The sequence below is a fragment of the Flavobacterium sp. S87F.05.LMB.W.Kidney.N genome, assembly GCF_004366435.1.
Taxonomy (GTDB): domain Bacteria; phylum Bacteroidota; class Bacteroidia; order Flavobacteriales; family Flavobacteriaceae; genus Flavobacterium.
In genome coordinates this window covers 415599-432688 of record NZ_SODX01000005.1, presented here as the reverse complement: position 1 = coordinate 432688, position 17090 = coordinate 415599, and the positions used below count along the sequence as shown (strand labels likewise).

15 protein-coding genes are annotated in these 17090 nt (G+C 35.8%); 8 read left to right on the top strand and 7 right to left on the bottom strand.

Annotated features, from left to right (window positions below; all coding sequences use genetic code 11):
- Window positions 1-523 precede the first annotated feature (523 nt).
- Entirely contained in the window at window positions 524-1303 is a 780-nt protein-coding gene (locus EDB96_RS17150) for a hypothetical protein (RefSeq protein ID WP_134142178.1), read from the bottom strand.
- A 326-nt stretch (window positions 1304-1629) separates the two neighbouring features.
- Between EDB96_RS17150 and EDB96_RS17145 the strand changes: the two genes are divergently transcribed.
- The 5 genes from EDB96_RS17145 to EDB96_RS17125 all read left to right on the top strand — a co-directional run bounded on the left by EDB96_RS17145 (window position 1630) and on the right by EDB96_RS17125 (window position 5078).
- Window positions 1630-1809 (top strand): DUF3606 domain-containing protein, encoded by a 180-nt coding sequence (locus EDB96_RS17145; protein WP_057116008.1) that lies wholly within the window; start codon window positions 1630-1632, stop codon window positions 1807-1809.
- A gap of 4 nt (window positions 1810-1813) precedes the next feature.
- Window positions 1814-2017 (top strand): hypothetical protein, encoded by a 204-nt coding sequence (locus EDB96_RS17140; protein ID WP_057116009.1) that lies wholly within the window; start codon window positions 1814-1816, stop codon window positions 2015-2017.
- Window positions 2007-2228, top strand: a complete 222-nt coding sequence (locus EDB96_RS17135; RefSeq protein WP_057116010.1) for a hypothetical protein — start codon at window positions 2007-2009, stop codon at window positions 2226-2228. The genes EDB96_RS17140 and EDB96_RS17135 overlap by 11 nt, the downstream gene beginning before the upstream one ends.
- Window positions 2229-2255: 27 nt before the next feature.
- Window positions 2256-2501 carry a hypothetical protein gene (locus tag EDB96_RS17130; protein ID WP_134142177.1) on the top strand — a complete coding sequence of 82 codons (246 nt, stop codon included), beginning with the start codon at window positions 2256-2258 and terminating at the stop codon, window positions 2499-2501.
- A gap of 234 nt (window positions 2502-2735) precedes the next feature.
- A complete protein-coding gene (locus EDB96_RS17125) occupies window positions 2736-5078 on the top strand; it encodes an ATP-dependent helicase (RefSeq protein WP_134142175.1) in 2343 nt (780 codons plus the stop codon).
- A 3-nt stretch (window positions 5079-5081) separates the two neighbouring features.
- Here the strand turns inward: EDB96_RS17125 and EDB96_RS17120 are convergent, their stop codons facing one another.
- The gene (locus EDB96_RS17120; RefSeq protein WP_057116012.1) at window positions 5082-5684 is read right to left on the bottom strand and encodes a murein L,D-transpeptidase catalytic domain-containing protein; all 603 of its coding nucleotides are present in this window, start codon (window positions 5682-5684) and stop codon (window positions 5082-5084) included.
- 436 nt (window positions 5685-6120) lie between these two features.
- Here EDB96_RS17120 and EDB96_RS17115 point away from each other — a divergent pair, with 436 nt between their 5' ends.
- On the top strand, window positions 6121-7083 hold the full coding sequence (locus tag EDB96_RS17115; protein ID WP_134142173.1) for a hypothetical protein: 963 nt from the start codon (window positions 6121-6123) through the stop codon (window positions 7081-7083).
- Between the two features lie 121 nt (window positions 7084-7204).
- On the opposite strand, the gene EDB96_RS17110 is transcribed toward EDB96_RS17115, so the two are convergent.
- Together EDB96_RS17110 and EDB96_RS21220 are read right to left on the bottom strand one after the other, a co-directional pair.
- Window positions 7205-8968, bottom strand: a complete 1764-nt coding sequence (locus EDB96_RS17110; RefSeq protein WP_134142172.1) for a mechanosensitive ion channel family protein — start codon at window positions 8966-8968, stop codon at window positions 7205-7207.
- A 190-nt stretch (window positions 8969-9158) separates the two neighbouring features.
- A complete protein-coding gene (locus EDB96_RS21220) occupies window positions 9159-9440 on the bottom strand; it encodes a hypothetical protein (RefSeq protein WP_241774326.1) in 282 nt (93 codons plus the stop codon).
- Between the two features lie 383 nt (window positions 9441-9823).
- On the opposite strand from EDB96_RS21220, the gene EDB96_RS17100 reads away from it, so the two are divergent.
- Entirely contained in the window at window positions 9824-10582 is a 759-nt protein-coding gene (locus EDB96_RS17100) for an SDR family oxidoreductase (RefSeq protein ID WP_134142169.1), read from the top strand.
- A gap of 106 nt (window positions 10583-10688) precedes the next feature.
- The gene (locus EDB96_RS17095) at window positions 10689-11153 is read left to right on the top strand and encodes an STAS/SEC14 domain-containing protein (RefSeq protein WP_134142168.1); all 465 of its coding nucleotides are present in this window, start codon (window positions 10689-10691) and stop codon (window positions 11151-11153) included.
- Between the two features lie 147 nt (window positions 11154-11300).
- Here EDB96_RS17095 and EDB96_RS17090 read toward each other — a convergent pair whose 3' ends face one another.
- The 3 genes from EDB96_RS17090 to EDB96_RS17080 all read right to left on the bottom strand — a co-directional run.
- On the bottom strand, window positions 11301-13262 hold the full coding sequence (locus EDB96_RS17090) for an OmpA family protein (RefSeq protein ID WP_134142167.1): 1962 nt from the start codon (window positions 13260-13262) through the stop codon (window positions 11301-11303).
- A gap of 2 nt (window positions 13263-13264) precedes the next feature.
- Window positions 13265-14176 carry a type IX secretion system membrane protein PorP/SprF gene (locus tag EDB96_RS17085; protein ID WP_134142166.1) on the bottom strand — a complete coding sequence of 304 codons (912 nt, stop codon included), beginning with the start codon at window positions 14174-14176 and terminating at the stop codon, window positions 13265-13267.
- A gap of 61 nt (window positions 14177-14237) precedes the next feature.
- A partial coding sequence (locus tag EDB96_RS17080) for an Ig-like domain-containing protein (protein ID WP_166669321.1) occupies window positions 14238-17090 on the bottom strand: 2853 nt, incomplete at its 5' end.

Sequence of the window (17090 nt, the reverse complement as noted above, 5' to 3'; positions counted from 1 at the left end):
TTTCGAATCTTACAATTCTATTACTCTTATTCTTTTGTTCTAACATCTCTGTTAAAACGGCTGTCAATTCAATATGTCTACGAACGTGTCTTCTTATTATTCCGCCTGTGTTTCAAAGCGGGTGCAAAAGTAGGGAGTTTATCAGTATTTACAATACTTTTTAATGACTTTTTTTAAATATTTTTCATATTTTTTCTCTAAGTTTCTGATAACATTAGACTTAAGTATTTAAATTTTTAAATTTATTCAGGTAATTTTTCTTACAATATCTATTTTTAAGCAAAAGAAAATATAAAAACACTTATATTATTCAGCTCACAAATGTATTTACATACTTATGAAATATAAAAATACAATATTCACAAAAGTCAAAACCTCATGAAAGTATATATATATTATTAAGTTATTGCAGCAAAAATTCAATTACACGATTTATCCGCCCTCAAGAATCTTTAACTCAAATAAATCATAATTTAAAATCCTGCAAAATTATTACAGTAACTCATTTATTAAAAAGACATCTTTACAGTAGTCCTTTCATTTTATGTATTCCTTTGCTAATATAATGTTCACCATCTGGCAATAATGTCTGTCCTTTTGTAATCCATGAAATCCCGAAGGCTATTACAGCAACGGATTCAAAAATAAAAACAAAAGGAATCTTTTTAAATTTCCATCCCGCTATAAAATATATTCCCATAATCAGCAGAGAACCAATAATCACCCAGCCGCATATTTTATAGATAATATTACGCTTTCCTTTTTGAGTCAGGGAGCCATTAGATGATTTAATGGGGATATCTTCATTTTTCTTTACAAAAAACACTAGGGACATTATAGCAAGGCAGAATAGAAAAGTTGCAGCAAAGGCAAAATGCCACCATTTTCCAGTAATAAAATCAAATACTCCTCCGCTGCCGGTATGAACACTGTCCTGACAATCCAAACAGACTTTTGCAGTTGGCACAAATGCAACACCCATTCCGCAGATTCCTGCAATAAATGTTAAAAACTGCTCTTTCCAGTTATAACCTTTATAAGTAATAAGCAATGTTCCTAAAACACACAAAACTACTACTAGTATATCACCACGGTCAGTATAGAAATAGTCGCTGATAGAGGGTTCAAAACCATAAAAATCAGATGGCCTTCTAGGAAATACTGATAAAATTACAGGAAGCAGTAATCCGCTGAAGCCTATAAGATTTCTTAATGTGAGGTACGAGAATACCAATTCATTATTTTGTTCTTTGGAATTATCAGATTTATTTTCTAAAGTGAGCAATTTATCAGTTTCTTCCATAATTGAAAATGTTAAGTTTATAAAATATTTTAAATTCCAACCCTTAAAAGTATTACAATCCTTTCAATTATTTATACGTCAAAATACTGATATAATTATTCTTTATTAATCTCCCGCCGAATTTAATCAATTATGGTAATATGCCAGGATTAATCCACTTAAGTAGTTCTAGCTTCTCAGATGAGTGCTATGTGGAAAATCTGCTGCTTCGAGAATACCCTTAACACATTGTAAATCATTGCAATCCTATAAAAATCGGATTTTATAATATAACAGGATTTTTTTTCCTGATAGTAACTTTGGCATAAACTAAAAAAATTAAAATCATGGAAGATAATGCAAACATAGGAAAAGTGGATGATGCTCATATCGATATTTCAGAACCGCAAGAAATTCAATATTGGTCCGAAAAATTAAATGTGCCTGAAGAGGTTTTGAAAAATGCTGTCAGAGCCGCTGGAACCAGTGTAGATGATTTTACTAAACATCTGACACAAAACATCTGATATTATGCCTTGGTATAACGGGGATTATCCCCCATCTTACAAGAATCAGCCGACCGAGCTTAGGGAAAAAGCAGTAGAAATAGCCAATGCCCTGCTTCTAGATGGTGCGGAAGAAGGAATTGCAATTGCTACAGGACTCAAACAGGCCAGGGAGCTCTTAAAAAATCACAAAGAGAAAACTGAAAAACCAGAAAATCATGGAAAGTAACAAGTATAAAGAAATTCATAATGAATCCGAAGATCAAGATATACTAAGTGCTCCAAGCATTACGAATCAAGGATCTTCAGGAGAAAGTGCAGCAGAAACGGTGCATCTTAAAGACGGACCATGGCACGATAAGGAAAAAGAAAATAAAAATAATCCAGAAGGAAAGAGTATTAAAGAAGCTACCGATCCTTCAAAATTATTTAAATTTTAAAATAGTAAAGAACTAAATTATATAATTATGTCAAGAGAAAACTTCGATAATTACGATCAGGATGAACGTACCTATCACGCAGCAGATGATTCCATAAATTCAGAACTTATTGAGAAAAAAGATCCCGCCATCAACCAGCATGAAAATGATACCACGGGAATACATAGTGATGCTTCAAAACATCCTAACCCCCGTCCAGATGAACGAGATCCTGATGCTAACAGAAGAACCTTAGATGAAGAGAAGGCAGTTGAAGATTACGAAGATAATTAACCCTCCTTCTAAAAAGTTGCCTTATATAGCACAACAAAAAGATGTGAACATAAGATCCTGAAAAGAGTTTTGTACTTTAAACTACTGATTCTCTTCAGGATTTTTTATATGCCGTAAAAGCAATTATTTACCGTGATGATTCACATCAAATTAATTGCATAAATTTGTATGACAGACTTTTTGATCAGTCTGCTTAAAATAAAATAAATAGATCAAAAAAATTACCGTTTTAAAATGAATGACCCGATTCTAGATAATCTTAATCCTAACCAACTGCAGGCCGTTAAAACCACGGAAGGCTACGTACGCGTTATCGCTGGAGCAGGATCAGGAAAAACAAAGGCGCTGACTTCCCGATTTGCCTATATTGTAGACAGGCTGGGGATTAATTCTTCCAACATACTTTGCGTGACTTTTACCAATAAAGCCGCTCAGGAAATGAAAAAACGTGTCAAGGCTCTCATAGGAGATAACTATGATGTGAGTTTTATTACTACCTATCACGGTTTTTGCGTAAGATTCCTGCGCGAGGAAATCAACAAAATACATTATCCGAAGAATTTTATCATTTTGGATGCCGAAGATCAGAAAAGCATACTCAGGGATGTTTTCACGGAGCTTCAGATCAATTCGAAACACTTGACTTTTAAACAAGTTTTACGCTTTATATCTAAGCAGAAAAGCACTTCAAATTACCTTGGTTATATACTTGAAAACAAAAGCTTTGAGCCTGATGAGAGTGATTCGTTATCAAGCCGTGTTTTCCAAATATACCTTGACAAGCAAAAACGAAATTATGCATTGGATTTTGATGATCTCATACATTTCACGGCGTTCATTTTAGACAACAATCCTGATGTGCTTTTAAAGTGGCAGGAAAACCTGCACTATATTCAAGTTGATGAGGCACAGGACAGTTCTGAAAGCCAGTTTCATTTAGTTGAAATGCTCTCACGCGTACATCAGAACCTTTTTCTTGTTGGGGATCCAGATCAGACTATTTATGAATGGCGTGGAGCCAAACCTGAATATCTAGTGGAATTTGACACTATCTTTCCTGATACGCAGACCATCATTATGAATCGCAATTACCGCTCCACTCCTAATATCTTGAAGGTTGGTAATCATATCATCAAAAATAATACTATTAGGGTTGATAAGGATATGATCACCGATAAGCCCGAAGGCTTTGAAGTAGTGCATTTCCACGGAAAAAATGATTTTGAGGAGAGCCGCTGGATAGCTTCTGAAATAAAAGAAATATTGCAGTCCGAAGATGCTTCATACTCTGATATAACTATATTATACCGTTCCAACCACCTTTCCAGAAATATAGAGCAAGCGCTTATAAAAGACAATATTCCTTATACCATTTTTGGAGGAATCCGTTTCTTTGAGAGAAAAGAGATAAAAGACGTCCTTTCGATGTTACGCCTTATTGTTCAGGGGGATAATTTTTCTTTTCTGCGCATGCACAATCAGCCCACAAGGGGTCTTGGCAAGAAATTTCTAGAAAGGCTTAGTCTTTTAGCCGGAGAGCAAAATCTCTCTCTGCTCCAGGCATTGGAAAAAAACATAGCCGATAAAGAACTTGCTAAAAAAGGTGCCGTAGATTTTCTGGCACTAATTAATGAACTTCGTGAAACTGCTAAAACCAAATCTATATCTGACCTGGTAAAAATCATACTGGATAAGAGCGGACTCTCTGATCTTTACCGAAAAGATGGTGATGAGGACAGGCTTGAAAATATTAAAGAACTTGTAAATTCAATGCTGCTCCTAGAAAAGGAAAATAATGCTCCTGTGAACATTGTCGAGTATCTGCAGGAAATTGCCTTGTATACAGATTTGGATGCCGATACCCAGCAGCAGGATAAGGTAAGACTTATGACCATTCATATTTCTAAAGGTCTTGAATTTCCTTATGTCTTTTTATGCGGCTTTACTGAAGGAATACTGCCGAGCGCTCTATCTATTAAAGAAAGAAGAAAACGTGCCATCGAGGAAGAACGAAGACTCATGTATGTGGCAGTTACACGCGCTGAGAAAAGATTTTATATGACTGATTCGGAGGGTTTTAATTTCACTACGGGCCTCAACAAATATCCTTCAAGGTTTCTCTTTGAAATCAGTGAGGAGTTTTATGTACGAAAAGGAAAACTTTCGCCAGAGATTATTCAAAACAATGAAACAAAATCCAATGTTTTACAAAGTGATACCCAAACAACATTTAAGGAGGGTGATCTGGTTATGCATCCGGTCTGGAATAAGGGGAAAGTAAAAACTGTAGATGTTGAAAAAAACCAATATATTGTGGAATTTGCTGCAATAGCAAAAGAAAAACCAATAGATTTCAGCTTTAAACACTTAACATATGTCGAAGATGCCGATACTGATGAAACTGCTGATTTTACTCCCAAAGATCTGCAACAACATTTAAAATCTGCTCCAAATCCCTTTGAAAAAACAGAACCTGAGCCGAAGAAAAACGTATTTGAAGAAACACAGGATTCCAGCTTAAATAAGGATAAGGATAGCGGGGAAGAAGAAAAAAAATGGTGGAAACCCTGGAGCTAGGATTTAGTAATACACGTAAAGCATGATTTTAGAATCTGAACTTTCGATCACTTTTTCCAGTCTTTTAAAAAATACATCGCTTACCATTGGACAGCCGTGACTGTTTATAATATAGTATTCTTTCTCTTCATCAGGAACTTCTTTATAACGGTGCAATACTATTGCTCTTTTCATTGCATTGCTGTTGGTCTGGTCAAGTCCGCTTAGCCTGAAAGCCTTTCCAAAAACACCATTATAAGGCTTCTCCACTCCGTAGCGTCCAAGCGATGTGCAGTTAGAGTTTGGCGTATTGCTGAACTGCAAGATATCTCCTTTAATTCCAGTCTCCGATCCAGATCCGTGAGCAACAAGTCCTTGATCTAGTATCTTGTCATTTTGAAGGTCATATACAAAGAAACGATTTCTTCCTGATTTGATTTTCATATCCACTAGAAAAGCAATCTTATTGCTGTATCCGCGGTTAGAAGCAGTAAAGGATTTGATTTCGCTTACGTGCTCAGTAAGTCTTACAAATTCTACTTCCGTTAATATTTCCTTAGTATCCGCTCTATTGTAGGTAGTGAACGAACTTAAAGAAAAAAGCAGTGCCATTAAAAATATTCTCATATGCAGGCATTATATTAAGTTAAACAGTAGATTGGGGTACTATCAATTACTTTTGATGTTGCAAAATTATGATAAAATTTTACACTATTCCCATGTTTCTGATGTTAAATATATGATAAATATTTGAAATCATGCTAATTAGCTTCTGTTTTTTTTTCTTAAAATAAAAAATTATTAGGATAATCCAGAATTTCAGTATGTTTTTTGAAGTTAAATCTATTTAATTTAAGAACATTCAAGTGCTGTCGGGGTATAAATCTCTTTTATGATTTATTTTTCTTAGCAAATTAAGCAAGGTCATATGGCAATTATATAAAGTTGTATAAAAACCTTATAATAAAAATAATAAGTGCTATTCTCAATTTTGATAAAATCAATACTGCTAGCTTTTAATCATTAGTTATAATTAAAAAAGGAACTTAAATAATTCCCTCCAATGATTATATCAAGAAATAAAATAAAAAAAAACCTACTGGTTTTGTACTTTGTACTTCCCTCGCTAGGCTTTGGGCAGGTGCAGGAGTATAGTCCAAAGGTTGCACTAGCCGTAGAAACTTATGCTTTTTTAAAGGGCCGAAACTCTGCACTTAAAAACATTGCCAAACAATTTCCTGCACTTAAAAGTGAAATTACAACAGCAACAAAGAGCACAGCAGTTTTGTTTGCCCGAGCAGAACAAAATATAGAGCAGTTTCTGTCCAATGAATTACCTGAGGAAAGCTTCAATGCTTTAAAAAATCAACTGAATGCTATGCTTACCGAGCAGACAGAAAGACCTATTGAAAGGGAGCAGCATGCACGTGATTTTCTTAAAAAAATCAGTAGTAAATCGAGCACATTAAATACGCTTCAGTCAAAAGGAATTATTTCATTTGCTTATCATGATGTACCACACCAAGAAATTACAGATGGACATTTAAAAATTTTTACTACAAAAGATCATCCCAAGGCTGCAGAAACCGATCTGGAAATACCTATCCCTGCAAGCTGGCAGGCACAAGAAGCAGAAATGACTCAAACTGTGCAGCAGTTTACGAGCTTTCACGGGAAAGGGATTGAAAAAATACTGCTAGTCATATATGATCTGCCTGCAGACCAAAATTTTAAATTGGATAAAAAATCAGTCTCAGAAATTATACCACCCCAGACTGAGCTGATTCGTACAGAAGCAATTAAAATTGACGGCAGACCTGCAATAATGGTTGAAGTAGAAGAAAACATACCTCACGAAAAAATAAAAATACGCATGCTACAGTTTATGTTTACCCAAGACCGAAAATTATACTGTATTCAAGGTAGTATCGGACCTGTAGAAAGCAATAAAAACCTTGACCTTCATATTAAAAAATATGAACCTCTCTTCCGCCTAATTGCCTCCAGAACACAAGTTGGAAAATAATTTACAATTTACAGCATAATTTAATTGTGCAAATGCCAATGGTGTAGCAGCTCAAAATCAATGAACTCTTACAAATAGGAGGAATTCAAATTTCAATCTAAAAGCAATTCCCTACATTACGTCATGACTCATCAGGTTTATAACTTCCTTCGTCTGGATATTTAATGCTTCCTTTTAATTCCTCAACGCGCGCGGGGTCAAATTCAGGCAGCTGAAGTTCATTATTATCTTTCCACTTTTTTACCTTTTTTAAAACTTCTGCTGTTTTTTCACTGGATAAAACAGTATCCTTTGACATATATAATGTCTGAGAAGGATAAGCTAATGCAGTGCCGCTATTTTCAATTATATCCATCATACGCAGTAACAGATCTTCTTGAACTTCTTGTGATTTATCAAAATTAACAGCTTCTATATATGCTGTAATTTCTACTTTCAAAGCATCGGCTGTTATTCCTGTAAATCGTACTACAGGAGATGAATTGAGTACTGCCGGATGTGCATATAACAATGAGCGGAGCTCTACCAGAAGATAGCGCATTTGGTCTGGAGCTGTATCCATCCTAAAATTAAGGATGGGATTAAAGATAAAGCGGTCACGGTGTGCAAAATTTTCTATTTTACTGGCCGATAATTGTCCATTGGGAATTGTTACTATGGTTCGCGCAGAAGTACGAAGTGTTGTGGAACGCATTCCAATTGATTCTACGGTGCCTTTAATATCATCTACTCGGCAGTAATCACCTACCCGCAGGGGCTGGTCGGCAATGAGACTGACACTTCCAACGAAATTCTCTATAGTTTTCTGAGCACCCAAGGCCAGGGCGATACCTCCTATTCCTAATGCCGCAAGTCCTGCTGTAACGTCAACGCCGATAATTCCCAGCAACGCAATTATACCTATGAAAACAATAGCAGCTTTGGTGGTACGGCTTAGAAATAATATGGCAGATACTGCAGAAATACGTCCTCGCCTATTCATTCTGCTGCGGGTATAAAGGCTTACGAAATCAGTCAGCCTCCAGAGCAGAATTAGAAAAGCGACAATTCCAATAGTGATTATAATAATGCTGAAGCGCTGGCGTACAATGATCGAAATTCCCATCCGCTGGGTTAAGGCTACAAATAAAATAACGGTGAGATACATCATAACCGGCAGCGAAAAAGCTTCTATAACAGCTTTTCCTTTTTCACTCGCTGCTTTCCGCCATACTTTTTGTATAATATAACCAGCTGCAAAAAGTAACAGTCTGGATAGCAGGTAAGATACAACAGTCATCACCACTACTACTGCCCAGTGCCCTATGGGAACATTACCCAGTTTTCGCTCTTTTAAAACCGATGGGAGCACGCGATCCAAAAAAGTCTTTTCGCCCGAGATATCGGCAGACATAATTGACTCTACAGTTTCAGCCGAAAAGAGCCACAAGGCAGGCTGACTGTCATCTGACTGGTTTTCTACGTACAACGGTATGGCTGTTTTGCCTGCTGCAATATTTCCAACAAGATCCACACCTGCTGCTAGATCATCATCTGTTCTTCCAGTTTCTTTATTGCTGACAATGGATGATGGAGAAAGATTACCTCCCTGATCCAGCAGCTGCTGAAAGGTCTTAGCTATTTTAATTCGATCAGCAGTCCTACGATACGAACGTTTACTTAAAACAAAATATTGACTGGCTCTTAGATAGTTCTGTTCGCCTATAGCTTTAATAAATCCATTAACCGTTCCCTGCGGCGTTCTTCTTCCCAGAGAATCTTCAGGTACTTTTACAGACTCTTCAACAGGAGTTTTAGCTGCACCTAACAACTGAGCCATTGTTGTATTTGGCAGCAGTAGTGCAAACAGCATACACAGCAGTAAACGCTTAATATCTAAAATCATATATTATTTCTTTTTCAGCACTTTATCTACTAAAATTAGGAAATAATAAAAGAAAAATGAAATCCTTTAAAAAAAAAGAGCAAATCTGAATCATGCACCAAAAGAGTAGATCTTCATGCGCCATAATTATTTTTTTAAATATGCAGATTTATTATTTCTAGTTTCATGAAAAAAAAAGAATTATCTAATTTTAATCTGCTTTATATTTATTATTACCATACAGCATTAGTATCAGTGTAACAATAATACACGAGGCACTTCCTTCAAATAATAGCGAAAGACAATAAGCAGGTACCGATGGATCACCACCAAACATAAATGCCTGAGATAAAGATATAACATATCCATCTCCTCCTTTGGCATAACTATAGATCACCAGCGCTGCAATGCTCAGCACTACACCCGTAAAAGCAGTCTGCATTGAAGACACTGCATTAAACATAAAATTATTGTTACCCTCTCTACGATTCATATTAAGGGTTCTATTAACGCCATAAATAATAAAAAATATGTTTAGCAGACGCAGATAAAACAGGTGAGATAAATCTATAATTTCCAGCAGTATAAAAAATAAACCAATTGCCAGAAAAATATAAATCCCATTAATTATTTCGTGCGATAATTTCATATTCCTTCAACTTAAATTAAACATTGTTTAAAAAATAAAATTTAACATAATTACAAAAAAACAAAGTCGAACTGTTCTAGATTTTATATCGTAATATTATAAAATTTCCACATACAACAACCTGATAATAATACAATTAGAACTAAAAAACCTATAACTGATGCTGAAAATGTTTCTTTTAAATTTGATAGTATAATTTACCCACCTTTAATATTTAAATCAACATTATGAAACAATTATCAGATTATTTAGGACAAAAGATAAAAGGAAAAAGAATTGTAATAACTGGGGGCACAACTGGTATTGGAAAAGCAACAGCAGATTTATTAGCCGCACTCGGCGGGCATGTGCTAATCTTTGGAAGAGATCCTGAAGATTTTGAAAAAGCTGTTGCTGATATTAAACAACAGTTCCCTGATGCAGTACTATATGGCACTCCAGCAGATGTAACTAAAAAAGAGGATATTGACAAAATAATGGCTATTACGGATCAAAGCCTTGGAGGTATTGATATTTTAATAAACAATGCTGCCCTTGCTGCCCCTGGAGTTACCGAATGCTCTTATGAAGATTTTAAGTATATCGTGGATGCCAATGTAATGGGATACATTGCTTTTGCTCAGGAAGCAGCCAAAAGAATGTCGGCTCAGAAATCAGGACATATTATTAACATAGGATCCATGAGCGCTGAAAGCCGCGAGAAAACCAGCACCGTGTATGTGGCTACCAAATCGGCTATACGAGGTTTCAGCACTTCACTTAGAAAAGAACTTAATCCGTTGGGAATCAAAGTATCACTTATTGAACCTGGTGCAGTTACCAGCAACATGCAGCCTGGAAACAGGGAAGAACACGAGAAAAAAATTGAAAAACTGGAAATGCTGGAAGCCGAGGATATCGCAATGAGTATTCTTTTTTGTCTCTCCCAGCCTAAAAGATGTGATATTGTTAGCATGCAGATACGTCCGCATCAACAGTTTATTTAAAACCTAGGGTTTGTTCCCTACTCAACTCCGGCATCTATTCAAAGATGTAGTGATATCTAATTTCAAAATGCTGAAATTATTCACATAAAATAATAAATCTTGTCATATGATAGAGATACTAAAAACTACAGATACGGCTGTGGCATTCAAATCCTCGGTAGAGTTAACGGCCGATGATTACAAAACTGTCATAGCACCAGCAGTAAAATCATTATCTGAGAAATTCAACGAGATCAACTTTTTGTTTTTTATAGACGGAGAATTTCCAGATTTTATTATGCCTGTTTGGGTGGAAGACGCTTTGATCGGACTGCGAAATTTCGGAAAATGGAACCGCACGGCGATTGTTACTAACTCACAAAAGGTTCAGTCTTTCGCCAGAAGTTTTAGTTTTATTGTGTCTGGTGAACTCCGAACCTATTCGAAAGATAGACTTAAAGAAGCCTTGCTCTGGGTTAGCGGTAATGAAATCCAATTTTTTGACAACTCGCCATCTTACAGAGATGCTGATGACCTTGGTGAAAAAGATTTTTCTAATGGCTATACAGATTTAGATCTTAAATTTGATTGAAAATGCAAAATATAGTAGAACTAACTAAGGATTAAAAACTGTCTATCCAAAACACTTGACAATATCAATAAAGAATTATTAAAAATAACAATCCCGCAAAACAATTACGTTCTGCGGGATTATTTATTACAAACTGATACAGTTAAATTACATAGACAAAATTACAAACTCACTTCTTCTATTTAATAAATGTTCTGCTTCAGAGCATTTTACTCCATCTTTACACTTATTGATTAATTTGCTTTCTCCATAACCTTTTCCTCTCAGTCGAGTGGAATCAACACCATTTTTAACAAGCCACGATACAATTGATTTTGCTCTTTTGTCGGATAAAATTAAATTTGATTTAGCAGATGAGCGACTATCTGTATGCGAACGTATATCGATTTTCATCTGCGGATATTCCTGCATTACTGCTAAAATCTTCTTTAATTCTATTTCAGCTGCATCTGTAATATTCCATTTTCCAAGATCAAAATAAATCATTGAAATATTTAGCGTTTTAGCTAAATCTGTTCCCACTTTAATAGTTTTTAGTTCCGGCATTTCTATGCCCGCTATGTTTACTTTTTCTAAAGTGAAATCCAGTTTGTTATCCAGAACTGCAGAAATTAAAATCGTATTTTCTTTAACGGGATACATTTTTCGTTCTACCCTAACGGAATACTTTTGACCGCAGTTGACTTTAAAACTGTAAACTCCATCAATTCCTGTGATAAATTCTTGCATCAGCTTGTTGTTTTGATCATACAAAGTAACCTTAGCACCTTCAATTTTTTCACCTTGTCGGCTGTCGCGCACTGTTCCTGTTAAAGTTCTTTCGCAGACCAATTTTCTGGTTTCTGTAAATTTGTAAATATCATCACTTCCTGCTCCACCCTTCTTGTTTGAAGAAAAATAACCTTTACGGCTATTACTATCTATAATAAATGCAAAATCGTCAAATTTTGTATTAACAGGTTCCCCGATGTTCTGTACCTGATCGAAGGTGCCGGTTTCCAAAATTTTAGAAACGACAATATCAAGTCCACCAAGTCCAGGACGTCCGTCAGTTGCAAAATACAATTCGTTGTCTGCTGAAATGAAAGGAAAAGTTTCTCTACCTTCTGTATTAATTGATGGACCGAGATTCTCCGGCCTGCCATATGATCCGTCGGCGTTGATCAGTACGCTGAATAAATCTGACTGGCCGAATGTTCCCGGCATATCTGAGGCAAAATATAATCTCTTTTCATCTAAACTTAAAGCTGGATGTGCAGTGCTGTATCTATCGCTGTTAAAAGGAAGTTCGGTAATATTTACCCAATTCCCATCTACTAGATTTGCTTTGTATAATTTTAATAGCGTAATATTTTTATCATCTTTCCCGCGTTTCCCATCTAAATAGTTATTTCGGGTAAAATACATTGTCTTGCCGTCTTTTGTAAATACGGGAGTTGATTCATTGAATTTTGAATTAATCTCTTTGTTTAAAAGAACAGGATTGTAAACATTTCCGTCTGCATCTATTGGAGCAATGTATATATTGGTGAAAGATTTATTGGTCCATTTAAATGTTTTCCCTTTTGCTTTACCAATTTTTCTAGCTGAACTGAAAACCAAATTATTGTTTAAAAAAGCACTTCCGAAATCTGAACTTTCAGAATTTACATTTATACTTGAAATTTCAAATCGGCCAGAATTTAATTTAATCTGTTCCAGATAGTTTTTGTTATTTTCAAACAAAATGCCACGGCTGTCTGTATTTGTTTTTTTATTGAAAACCTCCAGCATTTTATCTGCTTTTGCATAATCTCCAATTGATTTAAGGGACTGTGCATAACGGTATAAATACTCTGGTTCCTGCTGTGCATTTAAGGCAAAAAGCTTATCGTACCACGCGGCCGCTTTTGGCAGCTCGGCATTAAAATAATAGGCATTTCCTAGTCTCTGAAACATTTTTTCATCTTCATAGCCTTTAGCTGCAAGCTTTTCATAAATTTCAATAGCATCCGCGTAAGCGTAATTATTGTATTCTTTTTCAGCTTTGGCAAGAATTGATTTTTGTGCTACTGCATTTAAGAAAAAGAGAGACAAAAAAAATGTATATAATATTTTCTTCATTTTCATAATTAGAAAAATCTTGGTGATGTAATTCGGCTAAAACTATTCATAAATTCAAAACGCAGAAAGATTTCATGCGAACCCGAATTGTAATTATTTAATTTGGTTGTTTCTCGGTCGTAGGCATAACCAATGTACAAGCTTTTATTTAGCTGAAAACCAGCCATAGCACTCAAAGCTGCACTCCATCTGTAAGACACTCCTGCAGTAAATTTATCATTAAACATAAAATTGGCAGAAACATCGAACTGTAATGGTGACCCGTCGACTACTTTTACTAATGCTGCCGGTTTAAATTTTATCGTTTCATAACGGTCTAAATTGAATACATAACCTGCAATTAAATAATAATTAATAAGTTCTTTGTAGATCGCAGTATCGTTGTCATCATAACGTCTTGACTCTATAAAATTAGGAACTGACAATCCGATATACCCTTTATCTGAATGGTAATAAATACCTGCGCCGACATTTGGTGTAAACTTATTCTTGAAATCAGAAAACTGTGGATCTCCCTGATGTTCCATAGTCAGCTTGTTAGGATCAAGGTTAAAAAAATTACCAGATCCCTTAATCCCGAAAGACAGTTTGGCTGCAGCCGATGTTTGAATTGAATAGGATATATCTACCGAAAAATTATTCTCAGTTGTTGGACCTATTTTATCATTGATTAAGGAAAATCCCAATCCTATATTACTGTTACTTATAGGCGTATTTAATGATAAAGTACTTGTTTCTGGTGCGCCGTCAAGTCCGACCCACTGCGTGCGGTACAAACCAAAAACACTCATAACTCCTCTTGAACCAGCGTAAGCAGGGTTTATGTTTATGGTATTGTGCATATATTGTGTATACTGAGCATCCTGCTGTGCAAAACCGATGGCAGAACAAAACAATAAAACTAAAACTATTTTTTTCATTTACTTATTTTTAAGATAATGGCTTAACCTATGGCCAAGCCATTGTAATTGATTAGGAATATTATTTAGTCAGATATAAATATCCTGCCTCTTGTTTAGGGCTTGAATTATTATCCTTGTATCTTACTATGTAATAATAAGTTCCTTCCGGCAGTCCGTTTGATTCTTTAATTGTGGTTCTGCCTTCTGAGAAACCTTTAAACACAACATCGTTATTGTTATAATGATCTCTTTCGAAAACCAAAACTCCCCAGCGGTTAAATATCTGAACCGTATTGTCTGGGTAACATTCAATTCCTCTGATGTAAAATCTCTCGTTCATATCATCTCCGTTCAAAGAAACAGCATTATATATTTTTACTTGACAGCCGTTCACATCAATCTCTGTTGGAGCATCTCCGTTATCATTGTTAGAATCTGATTTGTCTTCTACTTTTATACCGCTTAGAGTAGTTCCTGAAGCAGTTGCCTGATTCACTACTTTTCCAGCATTAATATCAGCCTGGGTTAGAGTATAAGTTCCTGTAAAAGTGTGAGAATCGCTTTCGCCTACTGCTAAACTTATTGGTCCTCCAGTAATTATAATTCCTGGTAAAAGATTGGAAATTGTAATATTTTGAAGAGGTACATTACCGTTATTTGTAATTGTATATGTGTAGGTTAAAGTTTCGCCAGCTTCTGCATTATCATTTTTATTTTGGTCGTTTAATTCCACTTTCATAACCAACGTGATTGACGGCACTTCCACAAAAATATTAACCGTTGCATCACTACAGTTTAATGGATTTGCTTTTTCACAAATTTGATAGGTTAATGTATGGCTTCCTCCTTTAGTTCCCGGAGCTACATCAATTGTTCCGTCACTATTTAAAGTAATTCCTGCTGGAAAATTATTTGGTGTTAAAATAACATCTGCTGGATTTACTGGAGCACCGTTTAATTTATCATTGTCTAAAACATTAATTAATTCAGCTGAACCATTAATTCCGTCAGCAGTTATATTATCATTATCATTTTCTGCTTCAATTCCGAAATAAGGCCTTGCATTACAGCCAGAAGATGGTGCAGGATAATTTACTGTTACTGATTCTGTAGGATTTAATGTAAATTGCATTGTAACAGCTGGTCTTGTTAATTCAAAACCGTCATTACCTTCAATCCACTGTCCGTTAACCAATACCCATCCCGGCCAGTCAATTGGTTTATTATTGCTGTCAACCACAGCACCCGGCCATAATACGTTTCCGCTTAAAGGCATGTTGGTTTGAGTTGCTACAATATTATTAGCGCTGTCGATCCAGTTAATGGTCAATAACCCTTTTGGTGTGAAATTATCAGCTTTTACATTATATGAAACATAAGGCGTATTGTCTGAACAATAACTGTTGGCTGTAACTGTCATTTTAGGAGCTTCAACCGTAACTGAAACTATCGCTGAAGTACAGTTAGAAGGATTTGCTTTCTCACAGATTTCATAAGTTAAAGAATAATTTCCTGCCGGAGCGTTTGGAATTAACTCAACTGTTCCGTCTGGTTTTAATGTTAGTACATTATTAGGATCTTTAACTAAAACATCTAATTTAACGTCTATAGGTAATAATGGATCGTTGTTTAAAGTATCGTTTGTTAAAACATTTACTATTTCCACTACTTCATTTATACCCACTACAGTACCTATTGGATCTGGTGTTGCTATTAATGTAGTCTTATCAACCGTAATTGTAATGGTTGCCGGAGTTGCATCAACTGCACCATTATTATCTGTTGCAGTGAAAGTGAATGTATCATTTCCAGAAAATGCACCGATTGGATCATAAGTTAACATGGCAGCCTCTGCAGGTGTTAAAGTTTGATTAACTGTAACAGGCACTCCCGATAAAGCTAATACTCCATGAGCTGGTAATGTAGTTATTATATAATTTATAATTGTTCCGTCAGTATCAGTCGCCGTCAACGTTTTAATTGCAGTCGCTCCTGCTCTAGAAGGAATATTTGAATTGGTATTATCATGTGCTGCTGGTGCATTATTACCGATCGGAATTGTGATTGTTCCAGATGTTACTGCGGTTAATCCTAAATCATCTGCTGCGGTAAAAGTAAACATAACGTTTCCAGTAAATGTACCGCTTGGAGTATAGGTAATCATCGTAGCTTCTGCTGGTGTCAATATCTGGCCTACAGCAATCGGGGTTCCCATTAAACTTAATACTCCGTCTGGTGGCAAAGTTAAAATTGTATAATTAGCGATTGTTCCGTCAACATCTGATGCTGTTAAAGCATTGATGGTTGTTGCGCCTGCTGTTGATACAATTATATTATTTGTATCATCATTTGCTATTGGAGCATCATTTACTGCCTTAACGGTGATTTCTATATTCGCTGAAGCTGTAAGACTTCCATCGGTAACCACATAAGGGAAGCTTACCGGTGCTGCCGAATTAAAGTCCGCTGATGGCGTAAAAGTAATTACTCCTGAAGCTGAGATATTGACTGTTCCGTCTGGAACGGTGATAACCTGAGCTGAACCTGTTAATGCAGTTCCGTTGATTGAAACAATAGAAAGTGCATCGCCGTCAGCATCCGTGTCATTGATAAGCGGTGTTAAAGTAACCGTATTGTCCTCTGCAACAGTATATTCATCTTTTACAGCTGACGGAGCATCATTTACTGCCGTGACAGTGATTTCTATATTCGCTGAGGCTGTAAGAGTTCCATCGGTAACCACATAAGGGAAAATTACCGGTGCTGCCGAATTAAAGTCCGCTGATGGCGTAAAAGTAATTACTCCTGAAGCTGAGATATTAACTGTTCCGTCTGGAACGGTGATAACCTGTGCTGAACCTGTTAATGCCGTTCCGTTGATTGAAACGATAGAAAGTGCATCTCCGTCAGCATCTGTGTCGTTGATAAGCGG

Bases quoted from the DNA above. Each gene is read 5' to 3' on its own strand.
- EDB96_RS17150 (WP_134142178.1), bottom strand. From the start codon at position 1,303: ATGGAAGAAACTGATAAATTGCTCACTTTAGAAAATAAATCTGATAAT.
- EDB96_RS17145 (WP_057116008.1), top strand. From the start codon at position 1,630: ATGGAAGATAATGCAAACATAGGAAAAGTGGATGATGCTCATATCGAT.
- EDB96_RS17140 (WP_057116009.1), top strand. From the start codon at position 1,814: ATGCCTTGGTATAACGGGGATTATCCCCCATCTTACAAGAATCAGCCG.
- EDB96_RS17135 (WP_057116010.1), top strand. From the start codon at position 2,007: ATGGAAAGTAACAAGTATAAAGAAATTCATAATGAATCCGAAGATCAA.
- EDB96_RS17130 (WP_134142177.1), top strand. From the start codon at position 2,256: ATGTCAAGAGAAAACTTCGATAATTACGATCAGGATGAACGTACCTAT.
- EDB96_RS17125 (WP_134142175.1), top strand. From the start codon at position 2,736: ATGAATGACCCGATTCTAGATAATCTTAATCCTAACCAACTGCAGGCC.
- EDB96_RS17120 (WP_057116012.1), bottom strand. From the start codon at position 5,684: ATGAGAATATTTTTAATGGCACTGCTTTTTTCTTTAAGTTCGTTCACT.
- EDB96_RS17115 (WP_134142173.1), top strand. From the start codon at position 6,121: ATGATTATATCAAGAAATAAAATAAAAAAAAACCTACTGGTTTTGTAC.
- EDB96_RS17110 (WP_134142172.1), bottom strand. From the start codon at position 8,968: ATGATTTTAGATATTAAGCGTTTACTGCTGTGTATGCTGTTTGCACTA.
- EDB96_RS21220 (WP_241774326.1), bottom strand. From the start codon at position 9,440: ATGAATCGTAGAGAGGGTAACAATAATTTTATGTTTAATGCAGTGTCT.
- EDB96_RS17100 (WP_134142169.1), top strand. From the start codon at position 9,824: ATGAAACAATTATCAGATTATTTAGGACAAAAGATAAAAGGAAAAAGA.
- EDB96_RS17095 (WP_134142168.1), top strand. From the start codon at position 10,689: ATGATAGAGATACTAAAAACTACAGATACGGCTGTGGCATTCAAATCC.
- EDB96_RS17090 (WP_134142167.1), bottom strand. From the start codon at position 13,262: ATGAAAATGAAGAAAATATTATATACATTTTTTTTGTCTCTCTTTTTC.
- EDB96_RS17085 (WP_134142166.1), bottom strand. From the start codon at position 14,176: ATGAAAAAAATAGTTTTAGTTTTATTGTTTTGTTCTGCCATCGGTTTT.